Below are 16,790 nucleotides of genomic sequence, written 5' to 3' on the forward strand. Positions count from 1 at the left end.
AAAGGTTTGAACAGTTGCATTGCCCGTCACGACCGGCCCACGAACGTCGCAAATTGGGTCCTCCGCCCCCCCCTCTGAGAGGTGCGGTAGACGCCACGCTTCCATCGCTTGATCAGGGCTTTCTGCCCGGGGGTAAGGTTTGTGAACAGAAGCCTCAGGGACCCTCACGCGCTGCTTTGCGGTTGCCCGGATCAGGCGTCGTGGATACGGCGCTCGATTCGGGCAACCGTTTTGTTATCGGCCAAATATTCGCCGAGCGCCCCAAGAAATTCACGCCAACCATCCCGACTTTCGGCGATCACACGCAGCGGGTCTTCGGCAGCGGCGAATCCCTGCTCGACCACCCGAACGCGGGTTTTGTGGGCGAGCTGCGTCACGGTGATGGTCACGTCAGAGTGCACGCCGCGTGGCTGCGACAAGAGGCTGAGCTGAATTTCCTCACCTTTTGTCACCCGTACAACCCGGCCGGTTGCCACACGCGGGCGCTTTTTACGCGGCCGCGGGGTTTGAAAGGATGCGCGCGCTCCTGAGCGTTTGGGAAGCTGCAGCGAAGGCCACCACTCGCTCGTGTAGCGGTGCTTGGTTAGCGCAGCCCAGACAATATCGGCACTCACCGGAAAACGGGTTGAAATATCAGCTGTCGGGGTGAAAGACATGACGGCTCCAGTTACGGAAATAACAAACGCCCCCGGTATTGCGAGCCGGGGGCGGTGCAGCTTAGTGCCTGCGGCGGTTATTTGCGACTGTGGCCGAACACCTGCCAGGGCAGGAAGAACGCGAGGCAGCTGAGGCCAATACCGGCAAGGAAGAGCAGCAGGCTGCCAGTGCCCTGGTCTTCGTGGAATGCGAGCCCGAAGCAGTAGAGGCCAGCGGCAAATACTGCCAGGCACAGGATGGTGAGAATCCAGCGCATGAATAACTCCCTAGTTGGCAAGAACCGTAAATTGTGGCGCAAAAGGCGCTGGCAAACACTCTACGCGATTCCGCGGGTTCGTGCGTTCGACGCGCGTGTTTTGGTGTTTAGGGGCACAAAAACCCATTTGGCTATGCGCGGCGACAGTCCAAGACCGTGATCGGCCGTCTGTGCACTGGACCATATATGATCTGGCGTAGCTAGGCGAAGTTTGGCATCCGCAATGAAGGGGAGAACGCCATGCTGTTTCACGATCACGGTTATCACTCGGATGATCCACGGGTCAAACCAGCTGCTGGCTGTGGCATCGATCGAGCCAGCGACCTACCCGATGAGATCGACGTGCTCATCGTCGGTACCGGGCCGGCCGGGATGCTCGCTGCCGCGCAGCTATCACGATTCCCGAATATCAACACGCGCATCATTGAGCGCCGCGCCGGACGACTCGAAATTGGCCAGGCCGACGGCATCCAGGCGCGCAGCGTCGAAACATTCCAGGCATTCGGGTTCGCCGACCGCATCATCCAAGAGGCCTTCCATCTCACCGAGATGGCCTTCTGGAAACCCGACCCCGAGCATCCCGAAAATATTCACCGGGCGGCACGCACCCCTGACGATCCCGCGAACGTCAGTGAGTTTCCGCATCTGATTGTGAACCAGGCACGCGTGCTCGACTACTTCGCCGAATATGCCCGGCAGCGGCCCGGCCGCGTGACCCCCGACTATGGCGTCGAATTTATCGAGCTGAGCTTCGACGACGGTGCCGAATACCCGGTGCTCGTTGATGTCGAATATGTCGCGGGCCCACGCGAGGGTCAGCGGCGACAGGTGCGAGCAAAATACGTGCTCGGTGCTGACGGAGCCCACTCGCGAGTGCGAAAAGCCATCGGTGCGAAGCGCCAGGGAAAGGTGGCTTTTCACGCGTGGGGCGTTATGGATGTGCTTGCCAACACCGATTTCCCCGATATCCGCACCAAATGCGCGATCACCTCAAATGATGGCGGCAGCATTCTGCACATCCCGCGCGAGGGCGGCTACCTCTTCCGCATGTATGTCGACCTCGGTGAAGTTGCCGCAGACGATAACCATCAGGTGCGCAATACACCCCTCGACGAAATCATTAGGCGTGCCAACAGCATCCTGCACCCGTACAGTCTGGATGTGCGGCAGGTTGCCTGGTGGAGCGTTTATGAGGTTGGCCATCGCGTCACCGACCGCTTTGACGACATTTCGCCCGAGCGTGAGCATCTTGAACCGCGCGTGTTCATCGCCGGGGATGCTTGTCACACGCACTCGGCCAAGGCGGGCCAGGGAATGAACGTTTCGATGCAGGATGCGTTCAATCTGGCGTGGAAGCTCGCCCACGTGCTTGAAGGGCGCAGCCCCGCATCGTTGCTGCGCACCTACACCGGTGAACGCCAGGTGATCGCACAAAATCTCATCGATTTTGATATGCAGTGGTCGTCGATGATGGCAAAAAAGCCGGAAGAGTTTTCGAGCCCCACCGAGCTGGAAGATTTTTACCAGTCGACATTTGAATTCCCCGCCGGATTCATGACCCAGTATGAGCCGTCGATGATCACCGGCACCGATGAGTATCAGCATCTGGCCACCGGGTTCCCGGTGGGGAAGCGGTTTCGATCGGCACGGGCAATTCGCCTCAGCGACCGCACCGCCCAGCATCTCGGGCACCTGCACGAGGCTGACGGGCGTTGGCGGCTGTATGTGTGCACCGGAACCGATATTTCAGCCGACGGGCCATTCGCGTATTGGGCCCAGTGGTGGTCGAGCGACCGGCACTCGCCCCTCAATACGCACGTGCCCCAGGGGGATGATCCCGAATCGCTCTTTGATGTCAAAGCAATTTATCCCCACGACTACACCGAGATTGAACTCACCCAGGTACCGGATGCATTCAAACCGGCCGGCGGCCCGCTCGGGCTTGTGAACGTGAACAATAGTTTTGCGCAGGGCACCACTTGGCGTACCCCGGCAGATTTTTATAGTGAGCGCGGCATTTCAGATACCGGATGCGTGATCGTGGTGCGTCCCGACCAGTATGTGGCAAACATTCTGCCGCTGACCGCAACCGACGAGCTGGCCGAGTTTTTCCGGGGCTTCCTGCTCGATCGCAGTGGCGAGTGGAGCGATATGCTGACCCAGGAGCGTGCCAAGATGGATCTTTCAACTCCTGAGCGCACCAAACTATCGGCCGAATAGGGAGCAACAATGATGTCCGAGAGCGGAAGCGTGCCAAGCATCCTCACCCGTCGCGAACACGTGCTCGCTGGCACCTACCGGCTCTTCTATGACGACCCCGTGACCGTGGCGCAGGCCAACGGAATTCGCATCACGGATGCATCCGGTGCCGAATATCTTGACGCCTACAACAATGTGCCGTGCATCGGCCATTCTGACGCTGAAGTCGCCGAAGCCGTGCAGGCCGAGATGCTGCGCGCCAATACGCACACACGTTATGCCGACGAGGGCGTGGTGGCCTATGCCGAGGCGCTGCTCGCGCACTTTCCCGAGCCTCTCGACCGGGCAGCGTTTACCTGTTCTGGTAGCGAGGCGAATGATCTCGCTCTGCAGCTCGCGCGCCACGCTACCGGGGCGCGGGGCATCATTGTTACCGAGCACGCGTATCACGGCACCACAACAGCGGTGCGGGAAGTTTCGCCCAGCTTTGTCGGCCGAGTTGGCATCGCCGACTACGCCGTTACCGTCGCGATTCCGCGGGCCGGCGCAGAGGATGAACGCGCGGCACAATTTGCGCAGTCGGTCGCTGACGCAATCAAGGTGCTGGAGTCACGCGGCCACGGCGTGGCTGCGCTGCTGATTGATACCGCACTCACCAGCGACGGTATTTTTGCACCGGCGACGTTTATTGCGGATGCGGCGGCACTGGTACAAGAGCACGGCGGGCTCATAATCGCCGACGAGGTGCAGGCCGGTTTTTGCCGCACCGGACGCTGGTGGGGATTTGAACACGCTGGGATCGTGCCTGACCTCGTGACCCTCGGAAAACCGATGGCGAACGGGATGCCGATGGCCGGGGTGGTGGGCCCGGCCGAGCTGTTCGAACGGTTCGGCCGCGAGTTTAGATATTTCAATACCTTTGCCGGCACGGCCGCACCGGTTGCCGCTGCGAGCGTTGTGTTGCGTCGCCTCGAGTCGATGGCGGCGCCGGATAGCGTCACGCAGCTGGGAGAGCAGCTTCGCAGTGGGCTTGACCGTGTGTTTGCCGAGCACGGCGTTGCTGCGCAAGTGCGCGGCGCCGGCCTCATGGTCGGTGTGGATCTTGATCCGACGGGCGAAAACCCCGCGGCTGCGGGTGCACAGGTTCGGGCTCTCGTGAACGGGCTGCGGCGCGGGGGAGTGCTGGTGAGTCACACAGGCCCGAACGGTGAGGCACTCAAAATTCGTCCGCCGCTGTGCATCCAGTCGATTGAAATCAACGAAATTGTCGCCGCGGTTGACCGCGTGCTCGCCGAAGCTTCGGAGCAGCGCCAATGAGCGGCGTAGCGGCTCCGGCGCTTTCGATCGATCAGCTGGCACCACTATTGGCGAAGGCCTACAGGCTCACGGTGCGGGATCCGCGCTGGCTCGAGGGCGAGTACGACCGCAACCTGCGTCTTATTGACGATGCCGGCGCGTATTGGGTTGTCAAAATCAGTGATGGCTCCGCAGCGCCGGCCGTGGCTTGGCAGGAGGCGCTGCTAACGCACATCGAGCAGCATCCGCTCGACTTTGCGGTGCCGCGTCTACTGCCAACAGCCACCGGCTCGAGACACCTCGAATTTGCAGCAGATAACGGCCAGACGGCGATTATTCGGGTGCTCAGCTGGGTTGACGGCACGCTGCTATGTGATGTGCCGGAGATTACTCCGGCACTGCTGCGCTCAATCGGTAAGGCATCCGCGCAGCTGACGAATGCGTATCGGGGTTTCGCACCCGAGACGATGCCACCGCGGCACCACTGGCTCATTGAGGATGCGCTGGAGTCCTTCGACGCGGTCCGGCCGCTGGTCACCGGCGAAGCTGCCGCTTTTGCTACCGAGTTGGAAGCGATTCGGAATGAATTTGCCCAGGTCAAACCGGTATTTGCGAGACTCCCACAGGGTGTCGTGCATCAGGATTTGCACGACCAAAACGTGATGGTCGATGTCGAGAACGGCCGAGTGAGCGGTGCCATCGACTTCAATGATGCGTACCCGACTGCGCTTGTTGCCGATCTCGCGATTGCTGGGGCATACGGGATGCTTCGACTACCGGACCCGGTAGCCGCGCTGGCTGAGGTTGTACAGGGATATCGCGAGTTTCGCGCACTGAGTGCCGACGAACTCCGGGTGATTCTGCCCGCCGCGGCCATGCGGCTGGCAATCAACTGGCTCACCTGGGCTGCACGAGGCAGTGCCGGGGGAGAGGGGTATGCGCAGGCCCGCTCGCTGCATACAAGGCCGACTCTGGAGCTACTCCTGACCGAGGGGATTCCCTCCGCCACCGAGCGGTTGGCGGGCCTATTGCAATCAGATCAGCAGTAGGTCTGCCGACTGCATAGCGCTTGCAGGGATTGCCTGGGTGGCAATCGCAGCCGAACGTGGATTTTGCAGCACCGAGAAGGTAGGATGATATTGCCCAATTGTGTATATTATGTCATTCTAGTGGTGCTTGCGAGCGCTCTGTGCACTGGTGCAACCGTGCAGCCTTCAACCATGATCAGCAAGCAGGCAGGTGCTCGTGCAGCGCAATGGCGCCCAGAGCGCAGATCTCGCTCAAGCTGAGATATTTGCGCAGTGAGCGTTTTGCCACCGGCTTTCCATGATCGCTCGCTGCAGGGGCGACCACGTGAGCACAGAGCGCAGCACAACGACTTACTAGGTCGCGCTGAGTCGACACCCACAATGGTGAATGCAAAACAGGCTGCGCCGTGAGGTCAGTGTCGACCATCCGGGGCAGAGCGCAGCAAGGACGGTTCACTGTAGAGTCGGCGATCTTTGCAAGATTGATCAGGATGGTGCGCTCGGAAAGCTGTGTATGTCTGTGCAATTTAGAGAGCGCCCATGCATCCACAAAGATCTGGGCAATACTGGCGGCACCGCTCGGTATTACTAGCGGCATCCGATAATGTACATTATGTCATTCGGTAATGATGGTGCTATCGGTTCGACGTGCGGATGCACTGCAACGCATAGGCTGCCACTCCTTCCCCGCTGCACCGGCCGGACGTAAAAAATCGTGGGGCCACCAGACTGGCAGCCCCACGATGTTCTGATTCCCGATTCCCCCCAACGAGGTATGTCAACGATACGAAGAATGGCGCGCCATAGGCTGAGTGTCGATGGCATATGCGCTGGGTGTTGGCTGTGATACCCAAAAAACTGCTTGAGCTTCAGGCTGTTTTCAGCGCCCAGGTCGCAAGGTGGACGGGTGAACGAACAGAACGACTTCAACTTCCAACGCGGTAATTCGGAACCCGAATCGGCCGCTCCTAACAGCGCGGCTGCCGCACAGCACGAAAAAAACAACGACACTGCGGAAGCCAGCCGGAACGAAGTTATCAATAGCGCGGAAGTTGAGAACAGCACCGTGGATGCTCAGCGCCACGACACCGTGCCGCTGCCCCGCGACGACGACAACCCCCGGGCTCTTCCTGAGCTGCCGCTGATCAAATCAGTCTCACAGGGCTCGAGGCCACATTCGCCTGCCGATACATCCGTCGATCCATCACCACTGGCACCGCTACCCCAGTTGCCCCCGCTGCCTGAGCTCGGCGTACCCGATGGCACACAGCAGAGTAAGGATGCGGGCCAGTCACGGCAACGCACCCCGTGGGCCGCAATTGTCGCCACCGCCGCAGCCACCGCCCTGGTGGCGGGCTCGCTCGCTTCGCTGATCACTGGCCAGATTGTCGGTCAACAGCCCGCCAGCGCGGGTCATCCCGCACAGCAAGCGCAGCAGGCTACCCCGGCAACTTCACCGAGTGACTGGAGCTCCGTTGCCCAAAAAGTGGAGCCCTCGGTAGTGGCTATCCAGGTCGTTGATGGTGAATCTCGCGGTAGCCAGGGATCGGGCGTGGTGTGGGACGACCAGGGCCACATCGTCACCAACAATCACGTGATTCATGGCGCCTCACCCGACGGCGTAGTCGTGATTGTGGGCAATAACACTTACGCTGCCTCGATTGTTGGCGGCGATGCTGCCACCGATATCGCCGTGCTCAAGCTTGAGCGGGTACCGGACGGGCTCACACCAATTCAGCACGGCAATTCGGATTCGCTCGTGGTGGGTCAAGAGGTGGCCGCCATCGGTAATCCGCTGGGGCTTTCGGGCTCGGTCACCACCGGTATCGTTTCAGCCCTCGACCGACCAATTGCCACCGGTGGTAGCAGCACCAAACCGGTCATCACCAACGCCATCCAAACCTCCGCGCCACTCAACCCCGGTAATTCGGGCGGCGCGCTGGTCGACCGTAATGGCGCACTCATCGGCATCAACTCGGCGATCGCCAGTGTCAACGGCGCTGACTCTGGGAAACAAAGCGGCAATATCGGCATCGGTTTTGCAATCCCGATATCCCTCACCGAAAACATCGCGAGTCAGCTCATTGAAAACGGTAAAGTCTCGCACGCCTTTTTGGGGACCGCCACCGTCGACGGTGCGGTGCAGGTCGACGGCGAACAGCGACTTGGTGCTGAAGTAAAAACCGTCGTGCAAGACGGGCCTAGCGAACACGCCGGCCTCGAGGTTGGCGACGTGATCGTCACCCTCGACGGTCACGAAATACTCGGTTCACAGCATCTGGTCGGCACTGTGCGCACCCTAAAAGTGGATCAACAGGTCACGATGCAGGTGGTTCGCAAAGGCAAACGCGTTGACCTCGAGGTGAAGCTTGGCACCGCTCCCGACCTGTAAACAGCGAACGCCGTAACAGACCGCGCTTACGAGAATGTCACCTCCTGGTCGACTGAACATCAGACTCGTCCACTAGTGTCAGCCACATGACGCACGCACAGTTGACAGTTCGAGACGGCTCCCCCGCGGTTCGCCTGTCGGCCCAGTTCCCGATTCCGGCCGGCAAACTCTGGTCACAGGCGCTCACACCCGAGGGCCTTGCCACATGGTTCCCGTTTCAGGTCGAATTCGCTCCCGAGATCGGCTCGCGCATCACCTTCACCGACAAAACCTCGGATGCGTCCACAAACTTCACCGGCGAAATCACCAGCCTGCGAGACCCCGAAGAGCTGGCCTTCACCTTCGGTGAAAACAGCCACGTCACGATGACGCTCAATAGCGATGGCAAAGAAACAACGTTTGCAGTGGTTGAGCGACTGGCAAATGAAAACGAGGCTGCCCGAAACGCTGCCAGCTGGCACGCGGCAGTATCGAAGCTCGAACGCCTGCACGGGGTCGATTCCCCCGAACTCGACTGGAACACCATCTACGAGCGCTATGTCGACGAGGGTTTCCCGACCGGCGCAGCGGTTCCGGGAATCGACGAGGAAACGCTCGTCTAGCATCCCGATCGAATTCAGCTCACTCCCCTCAACCTTCCGCTTTATGCGGCAAACGAAGACAGCACCATGACACTGCGGCACATCATCTGGGATATGGGCGGCACGCTCATTGACACCTATCCGAGTGTGGCGAATTCACTCAGCCAGGCCATTCGGTCCAGCGCGACTGCGGACCCTGATGAGCAGCGGCTCACGCAACGGATGCGCGCCTCCTCGATCGCCGAAACTATCGCATCGCTGGCAGCAGAATACGACATCTCCCCCACGGTGCTTGAAGATGCCTACCGGGCGCTCAAAGCCTCGTGGGAGCACGGTGCCACTCCCCCGGTGATGCCGGCGGCGGCAGGTCTGATCCGACGCGTTCAGGCAGCCGGCGGCAAAAACATCGTGGTCACCCATCGCGACCGTGAGAGCGCCAGCGCGCTTTTGGCCGGCACCGGGCTTGCTATTGACGGCATGATCACCGTGTCGGACGGCTTCGCGCGCAAACCCAATCCGGCGATGTTTCATGCCGCTCTCACCCGCTTTGATCTCGACACGGCGCAGACACTGGCAATCGGTGACCGAATGATCGATATCGCTGCGGCCGAGGCGGCGGGATGCACGGCAGTACTGCTCACGCATCCCGGCGATCTCGCACTCGATGCCGCGGCTGGCGACAGCGACAGGCGCGTAAACCGCATCGGATCACTGACCGAGGCTGCGCCCCTGATCCCACTCGACACCCCACACGCAAAAATGATCGCAGGCGAGCCCTACTACGCAGATGTGCCAACACTTGCGGCTGCTCGCGTGCGTGCCCGTGCGCTCAGCCAGCAGTTCAATAGCTCAGCACCGGATGCGCTCACCGAGCGCGCGGAGCTACTGACGCAGCTGCTGGGTCGAAGCGGTGGAGTTGATCTGCAACCGCCGTTCCACTGTGACTATGGCACCAATATTCGCTTCGGTGACGCCTGTTTCGTGAATTTCGACGGGATATTCCTCGACGTCGCCCCGATCATCATTGGCGATCGCGTCCAGTTTGGTCCGGGAGTGCAGCTACTCACGCCAACGCATCCGCTGGATGCAGCAGAACGTGCAACGGGTATCGAATCCGCCGCGCCCATCACGATCGGCGATGACGTCTGGCTCGGCGGCAATGTCATGGTACTCGGCGGCGTCACCATTGGTGCCCGAACAATTGTTGGCGCCGGTTCGGTGGTGACCCGCTCACTGCCCGAAAATGTGATTGCGGCCGGTAACCCGGCACGCATCCTGCGCGAGGTTCCGACCGCAACCGAGCGCTAGACCAGAATCCGCCCAGCTCAGGCCGAACGCAAATTATTGGCCGGTGAAATTTGGCCGGCGCTTCTGCTGAAAAGCCGCGAACCCCTCCGCGTAGTCGGAGCTCGAACACAGCTCGGCCTGGGAGGTGTTTTCATTGGCGATTGATTGCCACATGCCGATGCGCTGGTCACGAATTTCATGCACCAGTTTTTTGGATGCGGCAAAGGCGAGCTGCGCGCCCCTGGCGGCTCGAAGGGCACGCTCCCTGGTGAACTCAATCAGTTCATCATCAGCGACCCAGCGACTAAACAGGCCCTGTTCGACCGCTTCGCGGCCGTTCATAAACTCGGCGGTATAGGTCAGATCGAGAGTGCGATGCGGGCCCAGTCGCTCGGTAAACAGCCAGTGCCCGCCCGAATCGAGGGTGGCTCCCAGGTTGGCAAACGGTGAGCCAAGTTTGGCGCTTTCAGCCACATACACAACATCACAGGCCAGCGCCAGGCCAAGGCCAACTCCGAGGCAGGCGCCGTGAACGGCCGCGAAAGTGGGTGCCGGAAACTCGCTGAGCGCGCGCATCACCGCCGTCACATGACCATCGAGATAGGCCGCAACATCGTCGGTGGCCGGAACAACCAGGGCGATATCGCGCCCGGCACAAAAGCCCCGGCCTTCGCCCCGCAAAAGCAGCGCTCTTGCGCCCGCTGCCGCAGCAGTTTCAAGCTTTGCGTGCAGTTCTTGCAAATTGTCCGCATCCAGCGCGTTAAGTTTTTTCGGGGCGTTGAGCACCACTTCGGCGAGGCCCGTTTGTTCGTCAAAGTTCAGATCGATCATGTATTCATTCCTCGGTTTTGAGTGTTCAACAACCCGCACACTGTCGGGTCGCGCAACGACTTGGTGGGTGTGGCCGGTCGACACTAGGCGTCGAAATCGACCACGACCCTGTCGCTGGTGGGACGCGATTGACAGGTGAGCACATAGCCGCGCTCCAGCTCGTCAGCTTCAAGCGCATAGTTTTCGGCCATGTCGACCGTTCCCTCGACCACCTTGGCGCGGCAGGTGCCGCACACGCCACCGGCACATGCGAACGGCACATCGGGGCGCACCCGCAACGCGGCGTTAAGCACGGTTTCGCGGGCATCCTTGGGTGATTGCACCTCGCCCGAAAGCCCGTCGAGATTAAACGAAATATCGAAGTTTTCGCCCTCCGGGTCAACCTCTACCGGCCGACCGGCCTGTGCGCTCGGACCCTCCCCCGGCTCACCGGTGGTGAAGAGTTCAAATCGAACCCGGTCGGTCGGCACCGCACGCTTGGTGAGCTCGTCGCGGATCAGCTGCACGAGTTCGAACGGGCCACACAGGAACCATTCGTCAACTTTGGGCACGTCAATGAGACGGTCAAAAATCGTGTTGAGTTTTTCTACGTCGAGTCGGCCCGAGTAGATCGGTGCCTGGCGTTGCTCGCGCGACAGCACGTGGTGAATGGCCAGTCGTGTCGGATAGCGGTCTTTGAGGTCGGCGAGGTCTTCGAGAAACATGACCTCTGCCGTGGCGCGGTTCGCATAAATGAGGTCAACGAAGGTGCCCTCGTGCGCCAGCAGCGACTTTGCGATTGCCAGCACCGGGGTGATGCCCGAGCCAGCGGCGGCGGCCACGAAATGGGCGTTGCCCGATTTCACGGCAGCGGCCGAAAGCTGCTCGGGATCGTTCATATCGGTGAGTCGGTGCTTCGAAATAAACGCACCCTGCGGGCTCATCACGTCAATTTCGAATCCCGGGGCCAGATGGTCGTTCGCCCAGTTCGAAAACAGACCTCCATGGTCACGTTTGATACCGACCTTGATCGTCCCGGCTGTGGGTGCCTCACAGATCGAGTAGCTGCGGCGCACCTCCTGGCCGTCAATATTGGCGCGGAGCGCTACGTACTGTCCGGCCACATAGTTGTATTCATCCTGCAGGTCTGCGGGGATCTCAAACGAGACTTCGATCGACTTTTCGGTGAGTGGACGCACGGCGCTCACCTTCAGGGTGTGAAAGGTTGCCCGACGTTTCGCCGGTATCACATCGGTTTTTTGGGCTTCAAAATTGGCTTGTTCGTTGGTCACTAGTGCACCTTGAAATAGTCGAAGGGTTCTTTGCAGGATGCGCACTGGTAGAGCGCCTTGCAAGCGGTGGAGCCAAAACGGCTGAGTTGATTGGTGTCGATCGACCCGCAGCGTGGGCAACGCACCGAAAGCGACAGCGAGGTTGGAGCGCGTTCGCCAAGTCTTGGAGCGGCGCCGGTGGGTGCCGCGATCCCGTACGCCTCGAGCTTGCGCTTGCCCGATTCGCTCATCCAGTCGGTAGTCCACGCCGGCGAGAGCACAAGGCTCACCTCTGCCCTGTGGTAACCGGCTTCATGCAGCGCGTGTTCAACATCAGCTTTGATGGTGTTCATGGCCGGGCAGCCTGAATAGGTGGGCGTGATCACAATCTGCACGGTGCCGTCGCTGCCAATAACGGCGTCGCGGAGGATACCGAGATCGGCAATGGTCAGCACCGGAATCTCCGGGTCGCAGACAGTGGCGGCAACGTCCCACGCGCGACCGGCTTCCGGATCATCGGGCCGGGTGGTGGCGTCAGGATGCGATGCAGCGTTGGTCATGCGATCGCCTACCAGGTTGCGCCGGGGTGTTTACGAGCAAGCACCTGCATTTCGGCGAGCAGATAGCCGAGGTGCTCACGGTGTTCACCGCGGCGACCGCCGGTTACCGCCTGCTTGACATCGGGAACCTGCAGGCCGGCACGCTCGATGATGTCGGTGATGCCGGCCATTACCGGTTCGCGCAGTGTCGAGGGCCGCACCGCGACCCCTTCGAGACGGTCGTGCAGTTCGTCATCCTCGAATAGCTCGTCGATATAGGGCCAGCAATAGTCGAGCCCAGCCTGCAGTCTGCGATTGGCTTCTTCGGTGCCGATGCCCAGCCGCAGCGACCACTGTTCGGCGTGGTCGAAGTGGTAGTCAAGCTCCTTTGCCGCCTTCACTGCAATCGCCCGCAGCGTTTCGTCGCCCGTCTCGAGACCGGCAAGACGCGTGTACAGCTCATAGGCGTAGGCACTGTAGATGAGCTGGCGCGCGATGGTCTGACCGAAGTCGCCATTGGGTAGCTCAACCAGGTGGAGACTGCGAAACTCTTCTTCCTCACGGAAGTAGGCGAGATCGTCTTCGGTCTTGCTCCATGCGGTGCCAGCGTAGGTGAGCAGCACTCTGGCGTGACCGATGAGGTCGAGCGCCACATTACCGAGCGCAATATCTTCTTCGAGCTCGGGCGCGCGTGAAATCCACCAGCTCAGTTGCTGGCCGAGAATGAGCGCATCATCGCCGAGACGGAGCGCGTATTGAGCGACATCTTCGCTAGCTTTCACCCCGAGCTGCTGGATCTCTTCCGAGGTGAGTGCGTAGCCCGCCGATATGAGCGTGGCTGAGTCAAATCCCTGGCTCACAGGTGAGGCACCCCCTCCGACTGCTGGTAGTAGGTGGCGTGGCGGTAGTTCTTCCCCTGCGACGATTCAAAGAAGGCGTCTTTGTGATCGGGGTCGGATGCGGCGATGTCCGAGCTTCTCACTACCCACAGCGAGACCCCTTCGTTGCGGCGCGTGTAGAGATCCCGGGCGTTGCGCAGCGCCATGGTGGCGTCCGGCGCGTGAAGTGATCCGGCGTGCACGTGGCTGAGGCCGCGCGATGAACGCACGAACACTTCCCACAGTGGCCACTCGTTGTCGGTTGCGGGTGCGACACTTTTTTCAGTCATATTGATCCTGCTCTCCATTGAGTTGCGGAATGCCATTGAGTTGCGGAATGCGAGTGCCTCGGCGATGCCACCGCCCGGATTGGTCCCGAGCTGGTCACCCAGGGTGCGTTATGCCACTGCCGCTTCGCTTGCTTCTCGCTGTTTGCGGGCGTACTCGGCGGCTGCTTCACGCACCCAGGCACCGTTTTCGTGCGCTTCGACGCGGCGTGCCAGGCGCTGTGCGTTGCAGGGGCCGTGGCCCTTAATCACCCCAAAAAACTCGTCCCAGTCGAGCTCGCCAAAGTCGTAGTGGCCGCGCTGTTCATTCCACTTGAGATCGGGATCGGGCAGGGTCAGTCCGAGTGCTTCAGCCTGGGGCACGATCATGTCGACAAAACGCTGGCGCAGCTCATCGTTTGAAAAGCGCTTGATCTTCCAGGCCATCGACTGTTTCGAGTTCGGCGACTGGTCGTCCGGTGGGCCGAACATCTGTAGTGCCGGCCCGTAGAACCGATTCACCGCATCCTGAGCCATCTGTTTTTGTTCTGGAGTGCCGTTCGAGAGGGTGTAGAGAATCTCCCACCCCTGGCGCTGGTGAAACGATTCTTCTTTACAGATGCGAACCATCGCTCGACCGTAGGGGCCGTACGAGGTGCGGCACAGTGGCACCTGATTGCAGATCGCGGCACCATCTACGAGCCAGCCGATAGCACCCATATCAGCCCAGGTGCGTGCCGGATAGTTAAAAATTGACGAGTACTTGGCTTTGCCCGTGAGCAGCTGTTCATTGAGCTCGTCACGCGGTGTGCCGAGGGTTTCGGCAGCCGAGTAAAGGTACAGGCCGTGACCGGCTTCATCCTGCACCTTTGCCATCAGGATGGCCTTGCGTTTCAGTGACGGTGCGCGGGTGATCCAGTTGGCCTCGGGCTGCATGCCGATGATTTCTGAGTGAGCGTGCTGTGAAATCTGCCGAGTGAGCGTCTTGCGGTAGGCGTCGGGCATCCAGTCGGCTGGCTCAATACGTGAGTCGCGAGCAATGATGTCGTCAAAGTAGGCCTGAGCGCGTTCGAGGTCGATCTCGTCACGCTGCGGCAGATTGGTCACGTTGTTCGTCATGCTGGAGTCTCCTTTGGCCACCTATTGGTCAGTGGATGACCTGAGTTGCAACTTGATGGCTCCACTGCCATCAATTTACAGAACGTCCGTTCAGTATATGCCGCCACGATTCTAGGTCAACAACAGAACACCCCAATCGTCGCACGATCTCTCGGTAACCTCACTGGCAAAAACACTCAAATCGGCGTATTTTCTGTAACACTGGTCAGGAATTCACAAAGGAGTGACACATGAACCAGCCAGGTCGAAAAACCGCAGGCGAACAGCCCTATGCCGACCTCGCCAGCGCGCACCGAATTTTGCGCGACGATTTCGCCAGCGAGTGGATGGGCGTACGGGTGTTACACGTCGCCCCCGGCGAAGCAAAAATTGAGATGGACCTGCGCCACGAGATGCTTAACGGCTTCGGCATAGCTCATGGCGGCATGATTTTTGCTTTCGCCGACACCGCTTTCGCACTGGCTTGCAACAACCCCCACGAGGACGACGGCACCATCACCGTCGCCTCCGGCGTCGATGTGAACTTCCTGCGCCCGGCCCAATCCGGACAGACAATCACCGCCCACGCCAAAGCGCTCCACGAGGGGCGCAGCGGCGTATACGACATTGAAGTTTTTGCACAGGGCCCCAACGACCCCGAACCGATACGAATCACCGTGTTCCGAGGTCGTAGTCGCACCATTTCCAAGCCCGGCTCGAAACAGTAGCGATCAACGCGAGTTTCCCGCATATCCCTCAACAACCACCCAAGAGAAGGCAGCGCCGCCATGGTGACCGACACCAAATTTGATCTCGAAACACTCGACCCCGAAGAACTCATGTCTCGTGAAGAGCTCGAAGCACTCCAGCTCGAGCGCCTCAAGTGGACTGTGAGGTACGCCTACGAAAACGTGCCCATGTACCGCCAAAAATTTGACGAGCACGGCGTCAAACCCGACGATCTCCAGACCCTCAGTGATATCAGCAAGTTTCCTTTCACCACCAAAGAAGATCTGCGCCGCAACTACCCTTTCGACACCTTCGCGGTGCCGATGGACCAGGTGCGCCGCATCCACGCATCATCTGGCACCACCGGACGCCCGACGGTTGTTGGCTACACCGAAGGCGATATAAAAATCTGGGCGCGAGCCTTCGCTCGGGTGCTGCGCCTCGCCGGCGCCCGAAAGGGCGATATTGTGCACAATGCCTACGGATACGGTCTGTTCACCGGCGGTCTTGGTGCCCACTACGGCATCGAAGAAGCGGGTTTGACGGTGGTTCCTATGTCGGCCGGCCAAACCGACCGACAGATTCAGCTCATCCACGATTTCAAACCGCGCATCATCATGTGCACGCCCTCGTATCTGCTCACCATTCTCGACCGCATGCAGGCCGAAGGGATTTCTGCCCGTGACACATCGCTTGAAATTGCGGTGCTGGGTGCTGAACCGTGGAGCGAGCAAATGCGGCAAGAGATTGAAGCCGGTTTCAACCTCAAAGCGGTAGACATCTATGGTCTGTCTGAACTGATGGGGCCGGGCGTTGCCGGTGAATCAGCCGAGCATCAGGACGGCTCGACCATTTGGGAAGACATGTTCCTGCCCGAAATAGTGAACCCCGACAATCTCGAAGAGGTGCTCCCCGACGGTGAAGCTGGTGAGCTCGTTTTCACGGCGCTCACCAAAGAGGCGATGCCAATTATTCGCTATCGCACCAAGGACATCTCGGTGCTCTTGCCCGGGGATGCGCGCCCGAATATGCGCCGAATGAAGAAAGTTGCTACCCGCACCGATGACATGATCATTTTGCGCGGTGTAAATATGTTCCCGTCGCAAATTGAAGAGCTCGCGCTCACCCAACCCGCACTCAGCCCGCACTACTTCCTTGAGCTCACCCGTCCAAAGCGGATGGACGAGCTCACCGTGGTGATCGAACGCCGTCCCGAGTTCACCATGATCGAAGCCGAACAGGCGGCCAAGGCACTCCAGCACGACATTAAGATCCGCATCGGTTCGTCGGTGCGCATCCACGTCGTCGACCCCAACACCGTGGCTCGATCCGAGGGTAAGGCCAAACGGATCTACGATTACCGCGACCGAGCCGGGCACGAACTTCCCGCTCATCTGCGGTAATTGCGGGTAGGCTGGTCGTTCAGATCAAATGGCGGCGGGCGGGCAGACTCGATTCAAAGGTCTGTCGCCCGCCGCCATTTTGCTCGGTGACTGTTTGATT

The 16,790-nt window shown here is 60.2% G+C and carries 16 protein-coding genes; 8 read left to right on the forward strand and 8 right to left on the reverse strand.

Annotation, left to right across the window (positions count from 1 at the left end):
• Positions 1 to 191: 191 nt before the first annotated feature.
• Together JMV54_RS01035 and JMV54_RS01040 are read right to left on the reverse strand one after the other, a co-directional pair.
• Positions 192 to 656 carry an SRPBCC family protein gene (locus tag JMV54_RS01035; RefSeq protein WP_201517021.1) on the reverse strand — a complete coding sequence of 155 codons (465 nt, stop codon included), beginning with the start codon at positions 654 to 656 and terminating at the stop codon, positions 192 to 194.
• A gap of 77 nt (positions 657 to 733) precedes the next feature.
• Complete coding sequence (locus JMV54_RS01040; RefSeq protein ID WP_201517022.1) at positions 734 to 913, reverse strand: hypothetical protein; 180 nt, start codon at positions 911 to 913, stop codon at positions 734 to 736.
• A gap of 240 nt (positions 914 to 1,153) precedes the next feature.
• Between JMV54_RS01040 and JMV54_RS01045 the strand changes: the two genes are divergently transcribed.
• The 6 genes from JMV54_RS01045 (at position 1,154) to JMV54_RS01070 (ending at position 9,717) form a co-directional block, all read left to right on the forward strand.
• Complete coding sequence (locus JMV54_RS01045) at positions 1,154 to 3,133, forward strand: FAD-dependent monooxygenase (RefSeq protein WP_201517023.1); 1,980 nt, start codon at positions 1,154 to 1,156, stop codon at positions 3,131 to 3,133.
• Between the two features lie 9 nt (positions 3,134 to 3,142).
• Positions 3,143 to 4,429 (forward strand): aspartate aminotransferase family protein, encoded by a 1,287-nt coding sequence (locus tag JMV54_RS01050; protein WP_201517024.1) that lies wholly within the window; start codon positions 3,143 to 3,145, stop codon positions 4,427 to 4,429.
• A complete protein-coding gene (locus JMV54_RS01055; RefSeq protein WP_201517025.1) occupies positions 4,426 to 5,457 on the forward strand; it encodes a phosphotransferase in 1,032 nt (343 codons plus the stop codon). The genes JMV54_RS01050 and JMV54_RS01055 overlap by 4 nt, the downstream gene beginning before the upstream one ends.
• A gap of 886 nt (positions 5,458 to 6,343) precedes the next feature.
• Positions 6,344 to 7,828, forward strand: coding sequence for a S1C family serine protease (locus JMV54_RS01060; protein ID WP_230972749.1), 1,485 nt, complete (start codon positions 6,344 to 6,346; stop codon positions 7,826 to 7,828).
• 86 nt (positions 7,829 to 7,914) lie between these two features.
• The gene (locus JMV54_RS01065; RefSeq protein WP_201517026.1) at positions 7,915 to 8,430 is read left to right on the forward strand and encodes an SRPBCC domain-containing protein; all 516 of its coding nucleotides are present in this window, start codon (positions 7,915 to 7,917) and stop codon (positions 8,428 to 8,430) included.
• Between the two features lie 66 nt (positions 8,431 to 8,496).
• Positions 8,497 to 9,717 (forward strand): HAD-IA family hydrolase, encoded by a 1,221-nt coding sequence (locus JMV54_RS01070; RefSeq protein ID WP_201517027.1) that lies wholly within the window; start codon positions 8,497 to 8,499, stop codon positions 9,715 to 9,717.
• Positions 9,718 to 9,750: 33 nt separating this feature from the next.
• Here JMV54_RS01070 and JMV54_RS01075 read toward each other — a convergent pair whose 3' ends face one another.
• The 6 genes from JMV54_RS01075 to paaA form a co-directional block, all read right to left on the reverse strand.
• Positions 9,751 to 10,527 carry an enoyl-CoA hydratase/isomerase family protein gene (locus JMV54_RS01075; protein WP_201517028.1) on the reverse strand — a complete coding sequence of 259 codons (777 nt, stop codon included), beginning with the start codon at positions 10,525 to 10,527 and terminating at the stop codon, positions 9,751 to 9,753.
• Between the two features lie 83 nt (positions 10,528 to 10,610).
• On the reverse strand, positions 10,611 to 11,798 hold the full coding sequence (gene paaE, locus JMV54_RS01080; protein WP_201517029.1) for a 1,2-phenylacetyl-CoA epoxidase subunit PaaE: 1,188 nt from the start codon (positions 11,796 to 11,798) through the stop codon (positions 10,611 to 10,613).
• A complete protein-coding gene (gene paaD / locus JMV54_RS01085; protein WP_201517030.1) occupies positions 11,798 to 12,337 on the reverse strand; it encodes a 1,2-phenylacetyl-CoA epoxidase subunit PaaD in 540 nt (179 codons plus the stop codon). The genes paaE and paaD overlap by 1 nt, the downstream gene beginning before the upstream one ends.
• Before the next feature lie 8 nt (positions 12,338 to 12,345).
• Complete coding sequence (gene paaC, locus JMV54_RS01090; protein ID WP_201517031.1) at positions 12,346 to 13,176, reverse strand: 1,2-phenylacetyl-CoA epoxidase subunit PaaC; 831 nt, start codon at positions 13,174 to 13,176, stop codon at positions 12,346 to 12,348.
• Complete coding sequence (gene paaB / locus JMV54_RS01095; protein ID WP_201517032.1) at positions 13,173 to 13,484, reverse strand: 1,2-phenylacetyl-CoA epoxidase subunit PaaB; 312 nt, start codon at positions 13,482 to 13,484, stop codon at positions 13,173 to 13,175. Before paaB ends, paaC begins: the two co-directional genes overlap by 4 nt.
• Before the next feature lie 108 nt (positions 13,485 to 13,592).
• Positions 13,593 to 14,579 (reverse strand): 1,2-phenylacetyl-CoA epoxidase subunit PaaA, encoded by a 987-nt coding sequence (gene paaA, locus JMV54_RS01100; RefSeq protein ID WP_201517033.1) that lies wholly within the window; start codon positions 14,577 to 14,579, stop codon positions 13,593 to 13,595.
• A gap of 230 nt (positions 14,580 to 14,809) precedes the next feature.
• Here paaA and JMV54_RS01105 point away from each other — a divergent pair, with 230 nt between their 5' ends.
• Both JMV54_RS01105 and JMV54_RS01110 read left to right on the forward strand, forming a co-directional pair.
• Positions 14,810 to 15,286, forward strand: coding sequence for a hotdog fold thioesterase (locus tag JMV54_RS01105; protein WP_201517034.1), 477 nt, complete (start codon positions 14,810 to 14,812; stop codon positions 15,284 to 15,286).
• Between the two features lie 60 nt (positions 15,287 to 15,346).
• A complete protein-coding gene (locus JMV54_RS01110) occupies positions 15,347 to 16,690 on the forward strand; it encodes an AMP-binding protein (RefSeq protein WP_201517035.1) in 1,344 nt (447 codons plus the stop codon).
• Positions 16,691 to 16,790 lie beyond the last annotated feature (100 nt).

This window comes from Gulosibacter hominis, assembly GCF_904842695.1.
GTDB lineage: Bacteria > Actinomycetota > Actinomycetes > Actinomycetales > Microbacteriaceae > Gulosibacter > Gulosibacter hominis.